Genomic DNA, 13,075 nt, shown 5'->3' on the forward strand with positions numbered 1-13,075 from the left:
TTTTTATGAAGAATAATGATTGGAAAGATCGATTAGGCGTGATGTACTCCACGAATCCCGATTTTCAATATAATACGGGAGATACGGAAGAGGAAGATACGTTGCCGAAGGAGAAACAAGCTTTGCGCATATCCTTGGATAAGCGGAACCGGGGAGGGAAGATGGTTACCTTGATCACCGGGTTCCGGGGCACTTCCGAGGATCTGATCGCCTTGGGGAAACTCTTGAAAGTGAAATGCGGCGTAGGCGGTTCCGCTAAGGACGGGGAGATAATCATCCAAGGTGACCTGCGTGCCAAGGTGTTGGATATCCTCCGGAAAGAGGGCTATTCGAAAAGCCGTACGATCTAATCCCCGATCGCTATGCTAACAATCTATAGGGCTTCCGCCGGGGCGGGCAAGACGCATAAGCTGACAGGGGAGTACCTGATGTTGCTCTTCTCCCAGCCGGGCGCTTACCGCCGGATCTTGGCCGTGACGTTTACGAATAAGGCGACGGATGAGATGAAAACCCGTATCGTTCAAGAACTTTATCACCTCGCTTCCGGCCGTGCGTCCGATTATATCCAGCTACTCTCTTCCGCCTATTCCTTGACGGAGCGGCAGGTGAGGGAGCAGGCCCGGAAGATTCTGGTCGCTATCCTGCACGATTACTCCGCTTTTAATATCAGTACGATCGACTGCTTTTTCCAGCAAACGATGCGTGCCTTTACCCGCGAGATCGGCTTGCAAGGCGGTTATGGCATCGAGATGGACCAAGAACTGGTCTTGACCGAGGCGATCGATAACCTGCTGGCCGATCTGGAGAAGCCGGAGAGCAAGGATTTGCTAGGTTGGCTGCTGCGTTTCGCCGAGGACAAGATCGAGGATGGAGGCGGCTGGAGTTTGCGGCAAGACATCATGTCGCTCAGCCGGGAGGTCTTTAAGGAGAGTTATAAGGCATTTAGCGAGGAAGTAGGTAAGGATATCGCGGATAAGCAGGCGCTCGATGCCTATAAGAATGAGCTATACGCCATTATCCGCTCCGTAGAGGCGGAGGCGAAACGTTTAGGAGAGGAGGGAGTGGCGTTGCTGAAACAGTTCGCCTTACAACCCTCGGATTTTAAGGGAGGAAGTCGTTCCCCGTTTTTCTATTTCGAGAAGCTGGCGAAAGGTGAGATGAAAGAGCCGACAGCCACGTTCCAAGCTTTGCCGGATAATCCGGATGCCTATACGACCAAGACGACTCCACCGGGTCTCCGGCAGATCATCGGGTGTGTATATGAGGAAGGGTTGAATGCCTGCGTAAAGAATATCGTATCCCTGTTCGCCAACCTGACGGCCTATAACACGGCCCGGGAGATCGTACGTTATTATTATACGTTAGGGATCTTAACCGATATCTCCCGGCAAATCGCCTTTTACCGGGAAGAAAAGAATGTCATGCTGATCGCCGATACGACCGAGTTGCTGAATAAGGTCATCAGCGGCAGTGACGCCCCCTTTATCTACGAGAAGACGGGTACGCACGTAGATCATTATATGATCGATGAGTTCCAAGATACCAGCGGCATGCAGTGGAATAACTTCCGCCCCTTGGTGGAGGAGAGTCTGGCGAATGGCCGGGCGAATCTGATCGTTGGCGACGTGAAACAAAGTATTTATCGTTTCCGTAACTCGGATTGGAAGCTATTGGACGAGCAAGTCCGCAGAGATTTCGAGGACGAGCAAGTCCGTGAGGATACCCTAAAGGATAATTGGCGAAGCTGCCGCCATATCGTGGAGTTTAATAACGCGTTCTTTACCGCCGCCCCGGCGATCCTGCAGGATCTATATAATGAGGCGTTGAAAAACTCCTCATTAAGCGAGGAAGAGCGCACGGCCTTTTCCGCGAGGATCATGGCGGCCTACGACGATAGTTCCCAGCGTGTCCCCCCGCCCTTCCAGAAGAAGGATGGACATGTACGGATCGATTTCCTCTCCGGTGATGAGGATAAGGACTGGAAGCAGGAGGCGATGGAGCGATTGCCCGCTACCTTGGAGCGCTTGCAGGATAACGGTTACGCGCTAAAAGATATCGCCATACTCGTGCGTACCAATCAAGAAGGCGCTTTAGTGGCTGATACGTTGCTTGCCTATAAGGAAGAGCATCCGTCCGACCGGTACAATTACGATATCATCTCCGATGATGCTCTGTTCGTGGGTAGTTCTCCGGCGGTCCGTTTCCTGATCGCCGTATTGCGCTATTTGCGAAATCCGGAGGACCGGACGAACAGGAAATTGGCGATGTATGCCTATCAAGTATTAACCGGAAAATTCGGGGAGAGCGAGGCGGACGAGTCTGTTTTCCAAAACCTTCAGTCTATCTCCCGGCAATCCTTGTACGAGGTAACCGAAGGGCTTTTCCGTAACTTCTCCGCTTACTTCCCGGAAACGGAACAGGTATTCGTGCAAGCCTTTCTGGATATGGTTTCCGAGTACGCCCAAAAAGAAAGCGCGGATTTGAACCGTTTCTTGAGATGGTGGGACGAGACCGGTTATCAAAAGACGATCGCTACCCCGGATGGGCAAAACGCTATCCGCATCTTGACCGTACATAAATCCAAGGGCTTAGGTTTTAAGGTCGTTATCATTCCTTTCGGGGACTGGGAGATCGACCATAAGCCGACAAAGCCCGTTATCCTTTGGTGCCACCCGGAGAAGAAGCCGTTTGACCGCCTGCACTTAGTTCCTGTCCGTTACGGACAGATCTTGAGTAGCACGATTTTCGCCAAGGATTATTTCAAGGAACGCTTGCATGCTTTCATCGATAACTTGAACACCTTATACGTCGCTTTTACCCGTTCGAAAGAAGAACTGATCGTATTCTCCCCACGTCCGAGGAAGATCAACAAGGAAGGTAAGGTTGAGAAGATAACTTCCATCGCCGATCTATTGTGGGCGGGGGTGGAGACGGAGATCGAGGATGATACCTTTGAAAGGGGCGAATGGTGGCATCCAGCTTCGGGTAGAACGGCAGAAGATACCCTGGAGGAAATCCCCATGAGCCGCCTGTATTCCGTTTCCCCGGATGATCGTTTACAATTACGCCTGCATGGGAAAGGATTCTTTTTCGATAATGCCAGGCGGAAGCACGGTACCTTGATGCATGAGGTATTGAGCCGGATACGTACGCCGAAAGATATTCCCGCTTCGGTCGAAAGTTATCGGTTAGCCGGGGTGATTAATCGGGAGGAAGCGGCGGAGTTGATCAGCCGTCTGGAAGAATTATTGCAAGCGGAGGAGGTAAAGGCTTGGTATGATGGTTCCGCCCGTGTCTTGAATGAAGTGGATATCCTGTTCGGTAAAGGCTTGTCTAAACGTCCGGACCGGGTGATGATAAAAGATAACAAGGTAATTGTCGTGGATTATAAATTTGGCGAACGGCAAGATAAGCGCCATCCTAATCAGGTAAGAAATTACCTGCAATTAATTCGTAAAATGGGTTTCGAGCGGGTCGATGGATACCTTTGGTACGTAGAGTTAGGCAAAATAGAGGCAGTGAATAAGTGATATATTTTTGATATTCGGTAAAAATGAATATTTTTGCAGATTCTTAGTATAAAACGATACAGTCAAAGAAGAATGAAAGTACATAAAGAAGGAACCGGTTTACTGCTTACGTTGTTTACAATATTATTTATTGTGAATATAACTTTGTACCATACGGTAGGTAAGGGTATGCTGTTTTATTCTGTCGCTTTTGTTTCTACCGTATTGTTCCTATTGGTATTAAACTTCTTCCGTAGTCCTTTCCGCCGGTTTCCTTATGATTCGGAAGGCTTGGTGATCGCTCCCGCCGACGGTACGATCGTTGCCATCGAGGAAGTGATGGAGAACGAGATCCTTCATAAGAAGTGCCTACAGATATCTATCTTTATGTCTATCTTCAACGTGCATGCTAATTGGTTTCCCGTAAACGGTACCGTTAAGCATGTTTCCCACCAGAACGGGCGTTTTATGGCGGCTTATCTGCCGAAGAGTAGTACGGAGAACGAACGCTCGGCGGTCGTGATTACCACGAGGAACGGGGTGGATGTCTTGGCTCGTCAGATTGCCGGGGCGATGGCACGCCGCATCGTTACGTATGCCAAGCCGGGAGAGAAATGTCATGTGGACGAGCAAATGGGGTTTATTAAATTCGGTTCTCGCGTGGATGTCTACCTGCCGGTAGGAACAGAGGTGTTAATAGAGATGGATCAAAAAGTAACAGGCAATCAAACGCCTATAGCCCGTTTGTCAAAATGAGTATAAGAAAACATATTCCTAATACAATTACGTGTCTAAGCCTTCTGTCCGGTTGTGTCGCCAGTGTTATGGCCTTGCACGGAAATCTTTTATCTGCGTTGATTTGGATTATTATAGCCGCGGTCTTTGATTTCTGCGATGGCTTTGCCGCTCGTTTATTGAAGGCTTACTCGCCGATGGGAAAGGAATTGGATTCCTTGTCGGATATGGTAAGTTTCGGCTTCGCTCCGGGCATGGTGGTCTATTGGTTGTTGGGAGAGGCTTCTACGGCTTTGCCTTTTGGCTCTTTGAATACGTATATCCCTTATCTGGCGTTCGTGATCCCTACGTTTTCAGGTTTGCGTTTGGCTAAGTTCAATATTGATGAACGGCAAACTACCTCGTTTATCGGCTTGCCGGTTCCGGCGCATGCTTTATTTTGGGCTTCGGTGGGATATTCTGTTTTACCGGTTGTCCATGCGAATGAAGGCTTGTTCGTGTTGGTGACTGTTATCTTGGCGTTTATTACCTCCTTGCTGTTGGTGTCTGAGATACCGATGTTCTCGCTGAAGGTGAAATCCTTAGCGTGGAAGGGTAATGAGCTTCGCTATATATTGATCGCTTGTGCCATTATTTTCGTGGCGTTATGGGGATTCTTGGGAATCTCTGGAACCATCCTGTTATATATAGTCTTGTCTATTTTTAACAAAAAGGGATAAACAAGAATTCTTATCTTTGTGTTTGTGATAGTAAAGAATCATTTAAGTATCGGATTATGTTTAAGTTTTTGTTTGTAATATTCTTTTTCTTTATCCTGTTGGTGTTTCTGATGGGTTTCTCCATCTTGCGTACCTTTAAGAACATCTTTTTTGGTAGCGGAAACAGCACTCGTAAGGGAGAACAACGTCGTCAAACAAATAGCAATACTTCCGGACATCGTTCTACGACTACTACCGCCCGGGACGATGATGATGATCGTACACCTTATGTGCACCGTAAGAAGATATTCGCCAAAGATGAAGGGGAATATGTGGATTACGAGGAAGTTAAATAGAGCTTAGCGTCTTTGCTTGAAGAAACGCTGCATTTCTTCCGCGCACTCTTTTTCAAGGATACCTTTTTTGATAATCGCTTTCGGATGGAAGGCTTGAGGGGCGAATTTGGAGAAACCTCTTTTATCATCGGATGCCCCGTATACGATCGTGCTTAATTGTGCCCATCCGATCGCACCGGCACACATTATGCAGGGTTCCACGGTTACGTATAGACTACAATTTGTCAGGTATTTCGCTCCTAAGACTCCGGTGGCGGCCGTAATCGCCAACATCTCGGCATGTGCGGTCACGTCGTTCAAGCATTCGGTTTGATTATGCGCCCTCGCTATGATCTGGTTGTTGCAGACGATAACTGCTCCTACGGGAACCTCACCCTCGGACGCTGCCGCACGAGCTTCCACCAACGCTTGCTTCATGAAATATTCGTCATTGAAAGGATTCATCTTCTCATCTCATTTTCGTTGAAAAGAGTCGGATAATCCTCCTCCAAGGTCTTGAGGATGTGAGAAAGGATCGTCTCTCGGTACCAACGGGACTTATTCTCGATCTTGTAGCGTGAAAGGTAACGTTTTACCGCTTTATGCTCTTCGTCATTCAGCATAAAGGTCACTTTGTGTACCCTCGGATGATTGGGGTGAGCCGATGAATATTTACGTTCTTCTTTCATACATTTGCAAATGTACGAGTGAATAGCCGAATAACAAAGAAAATGGCTATATTTGTGCAAATTAATGCGATGGCAAGACAGAACGATATGGGTCGGGAAGGTGAGTCTGAGGCTCGTGCCTATCTGGTAAAACATGGATATAACGTGTTGCATACCAATTGGCATTGGCATCATTATGAACTGGATATTATCGCTGTCAAGGAAGATGAGTTAATCGTGGTGGAGGTAAAGACACGCTCTGAGGATTTTTTGCTTTCACCGGAAGATGCGGTAGACACCAAGAAGATTCGGAGGATTGTCGCCGCTGCGGATGCCTATGTCCGTTATTTTAATATAGACTTACCAGTCCGTTTTGATATCGTGACATTGATCAAGAAAGAGACGGGTTTCCTGATCGACCATATCGAAGATGCTTTCTATGCTCCTTGCCGTTAAAAGATAAAAGTTATGAATATAGAAGAAGTACGTGAATACTGCCTTTCCTTGAAGAATACCATCGAGTGTTTCCCGTTCGATGAGGTATCGCTGGTCTTTAAGGTAGAGAATAAGATGTTCCTGCTGCTTCCTTTGGATGCGGAGGAGCCTCATGTCTCCTTGAAATGTAGTACGGATTATGTGGAAGAGTTACGGGAACATTATACGGCGGTTGAGCCAGCTTACCATTTTAATAAGAAATACTGGAATAGCATTTATCTGGACCGGGATATGGAAGACGAGGAGATTAAACGCTGGATCTTCCATTCTTACCGGGAAGTGATCGCTAAACTACCAAAAAATATAAGGGAAATTTATAATGATGAGCACTGATAATGAATCTCCCCGCATCTTGCGTGTGGCGGAAACCGCTTCTACGAATAGCTTGCTTCGTGAGTTGGTCATCAAGGAATCTCTTGCGGAAGGAAGTGTGGTCGTTGCCGATTTCCAGACAGCCGGACGTGGTCAGATCGGGAATACTTGGGAGTCTGAGGCGGGAAAGAACTTGATGTTTAGCTTAGTCCTGTACCCTACGTGCATCCCTGCAAATCGCCAATTCTTGATTTCTCAAATAGCGGCCTTGAGCGTAAAAGAAACGTTAGACTCATATACGGATCATGTCACGGTGAAATGGCCGAATGATATTTACTGGAAAGATAAGAAGATTTGCGGAATGTTGATCGAGAACGATCTATCAGGGCATAATCTATATTGCTCCATCATCGGGATCGGCATAAACTTGAATCAAGCGGTGTTTCGGGGAGATGCTCCGAATCCTGTTTCCTTGTTTCAAATAACAGGCAATGAAGTAAACCGGGAAGAGGTTTTAGATCGTTTCCTCTCAATATTCTATCGCTATTATTTATCTCTCCTCCAAGAGGAATACGAGGATATTCGTATCCGCTATCAATTAGCATTGTATAGAAGGGAGGGCTATCATGCCTATAGGGATGAGGCGGGAGAATTCGAGGCCTGTATCCATGATATAGAATCAACCGGGCATCTTTTGCTAGCGTTACGGGATGGAAGCATCCGTCGTTATGCTTTTAAGGAGGTGTCTTATTGTAAGTGACCTCTTCGGGCGCGAATCTGGGATTTTTGCGAGGGCTTTCTCCTATGTTCTTCTTTCCTTCTAAGTAGCTCGTTTATAGAATCTCTTTTCATGTTAGTAGTTTGAGTGATCACAAAAAATGAACGAATTTGAAGGATGAGGCTTTTGACGTAGGTCTGATTGGGATGATGTGTATTGGGATTGGGTGTGTGAGGAAGGCTTGGTAACGGGCGAGGATTTTGGGAGCAGTTATACTTACTTGGTTGGGGAAGTATATATCCTTTGGCACTTATAATATATATCCTATGGGGAGGTAAATAGTACTTTGTATCCTTTCAAGATACGGTAATTCCAGTGGAAGTAATCTTTATAACATGAATAATAATGTACGTGTACATTAATTTATGTTGATTGGTGGTTGAGGGATTATTATGCTTGGCCTTGGTTCGAGAATGGCTTTTATGGAGTGGGGGATATAGGTAAGGGATGGGTAGTTCGTGGTTATAATCCGCTATTTCGTAATGAATAGCCTATTTGATTGATAAGAAAGCGTGTAGGATGACAAAAAAATAATAGGGAAGATTTGCGCGAATCGAAGAAACGCGTACCTTTGCAAATGATAGATAAAGTCGGCTGTCAGTATTATGGTTTTGTGAAGGCAGCCCAAAGAATGAGCTTATTACACTTTAGTATTAATATTAAATTATTTAATTATGAACAAAAAGTTTTCTACTTTTTTGTGCGCTAGCTTACTTTTAGCTTCAGCATTCACTACTGCGAATGCGGCAGATTTGACTGGCGTTAACAATGGTGCGGATGCTTTTATGGTATCAAAATTGGATAAAGCTGCGTTAAGCGGTTTGTATCAATTAAGAGTAACCAGCACCGCTGCAGGCAACACGACAAACGGTGTCCTTGCTATAGAGAATGGCAAGTATGTTGTCAAAGCTTCCAATTACAATTTACTGAATTCATTGTGGTGTATTACGATTACGGAGCAAGGTCAAGGTAAAGAGCCTATCTATGACTTCGTGAACAAAGCTACAGGTGAATTTTTGGCGATCAATGAGGCTGATGTTCAGGGCTTGGCGGTAAACGCTACTTCCGGGGCTCTTCAAGTTGGTGAAACTTACGGCGGTTGGGCTTTTGCTAGAACTTACAAGGAAGTGTTGGAGAAAAATCAACCGATGTTTACTTATCAAGAGGCTGACTATGTTCTTATCTTGTTGGAAGATAATGGTGTGTTAAAAGCTAAGAAAGTTTTAGCTAGTGAAGCTAGAGATTTAACTGATGCTGTAAAGTTTACTGTGTACGACGCAGGTACTTACGTGTTGAGTGCAGATGAGATTAACGCTTATTTGAAAGATAATAAGAATGTTCTTAATTTCAATCAGGATGCTAATGCTGACGTAAACCCGTTTACGACTAAAGCGTTTGTCGCAAAAGAACTAAAGGGTGGTCTTGCTGCTGATCACAATTTCGTTTATGTGACAGATAAAGAGAATGAGAACTCTTATTTGAAAGTTGATACCGCTGCTAATGGTGTAGGTATCCAATTCTTGAAGTTTGGCTGGACAAATGCTGAAAAAGAGCCGAACAAAGATGTAGAGAATTCAACGTTGGCTAATCAACATAAGTTCTTGTTCTCTTACAAACCTTCTACAGATAGCTTGTTTATCCAAGTAAAGCAGGTTCGTTATAAGAATGAAAAGAATGCCGAAAAATATTGGAAAGATGTAACAGATATTAAGAACTATGGTTCTAAGTATGTAGGAGTTTCTGATACTGACGTTAATTTAGATAATAACGCTGTAGCTGAGATGCCTGGTGATGCAGTTGCTCCTTCTCAATTGTTCGTTAAGTTGCAGAACTTTACGGTAGCTGACAGAATTGCGACAATCGGTGCTAGACCAATCAATACACATATCGGTTTTGGCTTGAAGGGTTGCAATGCTGCAAGTGACAAGACATCTATTGCTAACGGTTTGTATATCATTAAGAACGCTAAGGGACAAGTTCTGGCTGCTCCTATTCATGAGAATGATAACGTAGGTCACAACCAGGTTGAGTGGGTTACTTTGGATGAGCAAGATCCTATGCACATGCCAGCTTATCAATGGGTAATCACGAAGACTTTGAACTCGGAAGCTTCTCAGGCTACATCTCCGATTAAGGTGGTTAACCGTGAGTTCTTAGAGACTTATAACAATGTTCAATTGAGATTGAATGACAAAAATGAGATCGATGCTTCTTATGATCTTTTGGATGGGGTTACTTTTGTCCAGATCACAGACTCTGCCATAATCAAGGATAAGAAGTTGGGTTATAAGTATCTTGCTAAGAACGAGTTGATCGTTAATAAGTATAAGTTCAACTATTTGAATCCGTTCACTCAAGATTATTGGATCGCTAACGGTGCAGACAAAGATTCTTTGATTTACGTGAAGGAGGCTGCTAACGAATATACCTTGACTGAAGGATCTACCGCTGAGTATGGTATTGATGTTGACGCTACATTATTAAAGAAGATCCCGGGACTTGCTCAATTGGAAAGAACAAACTACGTGATCGCTAAGAACAAGACGGCTAAATTAGTTAAGGCTTATGGTAGCAAGTATTCTATGGGTGCTGCTAATTATGGTACTGTAGCAGAAGTGGATACATTCTTCTTCAAAGAGAACAACCACTATGATGGCAAGCATTACTATGCGATCTTGGAGACAGCTTATGATAACACGAAGCATGCGGCATATATCGCTGATCTGAATAAAGAGACTTCTAAAGTTGGTATCGCTGATGACGGTATGACCGCAGGTTTGAAGGTTCAGTTATTGAATGAGTCTAGAACCTCCGCATTTACTGTAGAGCCTAGCGATGCTCCTTTATATCGTCGTTTCAATAAGGCGGTTCTTGGCGAGAACGTGAATGATGGCGCAGATAGCTTGGCATTCGTGGAGAGATATCGTCATGAATACTTGATGGATGAGACCAATGCTAACTTTGAGGATAAAAATGGCGTTGTTGATTATTTAGGTATCTGGAACAAGGATAAAGCGAATGGTAAGTTGGCTATGCGTATTGATACCGCATGGTTGAACCGTGGCGCAGGCAATGTTAAGCCTCAATACTTGATTTCTGTAGCACGTGATGATCAAGGTGCTATTGAGACGATTCCTTGTGATGAGGCTGATGACAAACACTTCTATATCGATGAGAATGGCAACGCTCATAAGACTGATAAATGGCATTGCCAGCATGCTAAGCCGGGACGTGCAGGTTTCGCTTATGGTAAATACTTGGTAAGCTTTGCGGACTCAGCTAGAGCAGATAAGGATAAACCATACATGGATATTAAGAATGGTTATACTCGCGTAGGTTTCGTTAAGGCAATTCATTCCGGTGATAGCTTGTATATCTTGGTGAACGAGTTCAAGAATATGAAACCGGCGGATTTGAATATTGATGAGATTATTAAGTCTTACAAAGCTGCTAAGATCGATGGTGCTTATATCGTAAACTTACAAGGTGATCAACACAAGAATGTAACGTGGTCTTTCCGTTATGTAGATCCGGACAAGGCAGCGAGTGTGACAGAAGAGGGCGAAGCTAATGCGTTCATGTTTGAGTCGAATGTTTACTCAGATAGCCCTGAGACCTCTGTAAATGGAAATGTTCCTTTAGGAAATGTTCATGGCTTGGAAAATGCGATCGCTCCTAAGTATGCAGCTTGGTTGAAGATGCAAAATGGTTGCTTGGTATTAACTCGCGGCGATTCTGATTTCAACTCTTCTAAGACCGGTGGTGATGCAGCGTTGGTATTCAATGTAGACCCAGAGGCTTCTAAGGGAGATATGGTAACTTCTAACGACGAAGTAGCTGTAGAAGGTGTATCTGTAGTAGCTGGCAACGGTACTGTAACTGTTCAAGGCGCTGCTGGTAAGTCTGTAGTTATCACTAACATCTTAGGTAAGGTTGTTGCTGAGACAGTTCTTACTTCAGACAACGCAACTATCGCTGTACCTGCTGGTATCGTAGCTGTAGCTGTTGAGGGTGAAGAGGCTGTTAAGACAATCGTTAAATAAGTAGAAAACTGATCGAATTTCCGTAAGGAAAGACACAGTTCATAAGATAGAGCTCCGTCGATGTACTTCGGCGGGGCTTTTGTGCGTTCCCCTACGAGTGTTTCATATTTAAATACAAAAACAAGGTATCTTAGTTTCATTGAGCAAGTATCCTAAGTTCATTGGCGAAGTATCTTAGGCGTATGGGGCGATGAAACTAAGATACTTTTCTCATGAGCACCTTGTGTGAGTATCGGTGTCGTCATATGCGACTACCGGCGTGGATTGTAAGGACTACTCGTGCAGGTTCTAGGCTCTACTGCCCTGTTATTCTTTCTTTTTGATAGATAAATGTCTATATGTGTGACATCCCTTTTCGGTGGAGAGCGTAAAATAGCAGAGGCTGGATGACTGTAAACGGCATTTTTCATTGAAAAAGCCCCCTTTTTGTACGTGATAAGTGGTGAAAGCCTATGCGATAGGTCGCGTTGGGCAACGCCGGTAGTGCCGATGGGCATCGTGAATAGTCAAGAATAGGGTTGTTGATACTTGTGGATGGGCATCATAACCTTGTTACGACCCAGTTCTAACCCCATAAACCCCCTCAAGCAACCCACTAAATATGAATTACAATGAATGAATTCCGCTAGAATGAAAGGCCGTTTTTCGATAAGACGCTGTCATGTAAATGATTGCTGAAATTTTTTCTCGTATTTGAGAATGAACTGTCCATCAGCCCGGAAAAATCGATTCTCCGGGACTTGATATTACAAATTGTCAAAATGGTAAACGTGGTTTAGCTATGGTTTCTCGTTAGTCATATTTATGGAATTCTTGATATGGTATATTGTTTATTCTGCTTATATTTGCGATATCATGGAAGAAAGGAAATGGTTTGAGGAGCTACCGGACTTATGTCCACCTTCGGATGCTATGGCGTGTAGTGGGGTATTTTATAGAATTGCGGAAGGAGATCCTGTGAAATCATTGGATTTCTTCTCGCAAAGAAGATGGCATGATTAAAAAGACATTCGGTGTGGCTCATTATTCTTGGTGGCGATCTTATTGTTTTGATGTAAATAAGGCAAAGGTAATGATGTTATGACTAATTTGTTTTTAGATAGGATCCTAGAGTTTTATGGTGTGCCTCAAATCCTTGTGGCTAAAGATTCTTTTGGTACGCAATACTTATGCCTGCTTTTCGATGATGGGGCTGGATGCAGGTATACGGGTATTAAGATTTCATCCTCTAGGCTGGATGATTATTGGGGAGGAAGGATCGATTTAAGGACTCTTTATCTGAATCCGGAGAATGACAATGAATATTTCAATGTGTCTTATAATGATAATCATTATGAGCTACAGTCTTTTGAGGGAAAGGCCTTGCCGGAGGAAAGGCTTCCGGAAAAGGGATATTTTCATGTGGAATCACGGTCTGAGATCTATACGATAAAGGTTCCTTCCTGCGATAAAAATATATTCCAAGACATTGCCCGGAGGATGGGATGGGTCTGTATGTAACT

The 13,075-nt window shown here is 44.5% G+C and carries 13 protein-coding genes; 11 read left to right on the forward strand and 2 right to left on the reverse strand.

Translation table 11 applies throughout. The features are described from left to right. Positions 1 to 5 precede the first annotated feature (5 nt). From NBH07_RS13245 to NBH07_RS13265, 5 genes are all read left to right on the forward strand, one after another. Entirely contained in the window at positions 6 to 350 is a 345-nt protein-coding gene (locus NBH07_RS13245) for a translation initiation factor (protein WP_156682341.1), read from the forward strand. Between the two features lie 12 nt (positions 351 to 362). After that, positions 363 to 3,530 (forward strand): UvrD-helicase domain-containing protein, encoded by a 3,168-nt coding sequence (locus NBH07_RS13250; protein WP_156682340.1) that lies wholly within the window; start codon positions 363 to 365, stop codon positions 3,528 to 3,530. A gap of 72 nt (positions 3,531 to 3,602) precedes the next feature. Then, positions 3,603 to 4,265 (forward strand): phosphatidylserine decarboxylase family protein, encoded by a 663-nt coding sequence (locus NBH07_RS13255; protein ID WP_005861238.1) that lies wholly within the window; start codon positions 3,603 to 3,605, stop codon positions 4,263 to 4,265. Further along, complete coding sequence (locus NBH07_RS13260) at positions 4,262 to 4,963, forward strand: CDP-alcohol phosphatidyltransferase family protein (protein WP_005861239.1); 702 nt, start codon at positions 4,262 to 4,264, stop codon at positions 4,961 to 4,963. The genes NBH07_RS13255 and NBH07_RS13260 overlap by 4 nt, the downstream gene beginning before the upstream one ends. Before the next feature lie 56 nt (positions 4,964 to 5,019). Next, complete coding sequence (locus tag NBH07_RS13265; protein WP_005861240.1) at positions 5,020 to 5,298, forward strand: DUF4834 family protein; 279 nt, start codon at positions 5,020 to 5,022, stop codon at positions 5,296 to 5,298. A gap of 3 nt (positions 5,299 to 5,301) precedes the next feature. Here NBH07_RS13265 and NBH07_RS13270 read toward each other — a convergent pair whose 3' ends face one another. Together NBH07_RS13270 and NBH07_RS13275 are read right to left on the reverse strand one after the other, a co-directional pair. Continuing rightward, on the reverse strand, positions 5,302 to 5,742 hold the full coding sequence (locus NBH07_RS13270; protein ID WP_005861241.1) for a nucleoside deaminase: 441 nt from the start codon (positions 5,740 to 5,742) through the stop codon (positions 5,302 to 5,304). Further along, positions 5,739 to 5,966 (reverse strand): hypothetical protein, encoded by a 228-nt coding sequence (locus tag NBH07_RS13275; protein WP_005861242.1) that lies wholly within the window; start codon positions 5,964 to 5,966, stop codon positions 5,739 to 5,741. Before NBH07_RS13275 ends, NBH07_RS13270 begins: the two co-directional genes overlap by 4 nt. 69 nt (positions 5,967 to 6,035) lie before the next feature. On the opposite strand from NBH07_RS13275, the gene NBH07_RS13280 reads away from it, so the two are divergent. The 6 genes from NBH07_RS13280 to NBH07_RS13305 all read left to right on the forward strand — a co-directional run bounded on the left by NBH07_RS13280 (position 6,036) and on the right by NBH07_RS13305 (position 13,073). Next, on the forward strand, positions 6,036 to 6,401 hold the full coding sequence (locus tag NBH07_RS13280) for a YraN family protein (RefSeq protein ID WP_008773876.1): 366 nt from the start codon (positions 6,036 to 6,038) through the stop codon (positions 6,399 to 6,401). A gap of 12 nt (positions 6,402 to 6,413) precedes the next feature. Beyond that, positions 6,414 to 6,773: an MmcQ/YjbR family DNA-binding protein gene (locus NBH07_RS13285; protein ID WP_005861248.1), complete on the forward strand. Its 360-nt coding sequence runs from the start codon at positions 6,414 to 6,416 to the stop codon at positions 6,771 to 6,773. Next, positions 6,760 to 7,512: a biotin--[acetyl-CoA-carboxylase] ligase gene (locus NBH07_RS13290; protein WP_005861250.1), complete on the forward strand. Its 753-nt coding sequence runs from the start codon at positions 6,760 to 6,762 to the stop codon at positions 7,510 to 7,512. Before NBH07_RS13285 ends, NBH07_RS13290 begins: the two co-directional genes overlap by 14 nt. 692 nt (positions 7,513 to 8,204) lie before the next feature. After that, positions 8,205 to 11,573 (forward strand): DUF6383 domain-containing protein, encoded by a 3,369-nt coding sequence (locus NBH07_RS13295; RefSeq protein ID WP_005861251.1) that lies wholly within the window; start codon positions 8,205 to 8,207, stop codon positions 11,571 to 11,573. A gap of 855 nt (positions 11,574 to 12,428) precedes the next feature. Further along, positions 12,429 to 12,575, forward strand: coding sequence for a hypothetical protein (locus NBH07_RS13300; protein WP_226766666.1), 147 nt, complete (start codon positions 12,429 to 12,431; stop codon positions 12,573 to 12,575). Positions 12,576 to 12,653: 78 nt separating this feature from the next. Then, positions 12,654 to 13,073, forward strand: coding sequence for a DUF6575 domain-containing protein (locus NBH07_RS13305; RefSeq protein WP_005861253.1), 420 nt, complete (start codon positions 12,654 to 12,656; stop codon positions 13,071 to 13,073). The last annotated feature ends 2 nt before the right edge of the window (positions 13,074 to 13,075 follow it).

Source organism: Parabacteroides sp. B2-S-102 (assembly GCF_023656665.1).
GTDB lineage: Bacteria > Bacteroidota > Bacteroidia > Bacteroidales > Tannerellaceae > Parabacteroides > Parabacteroides distasonis.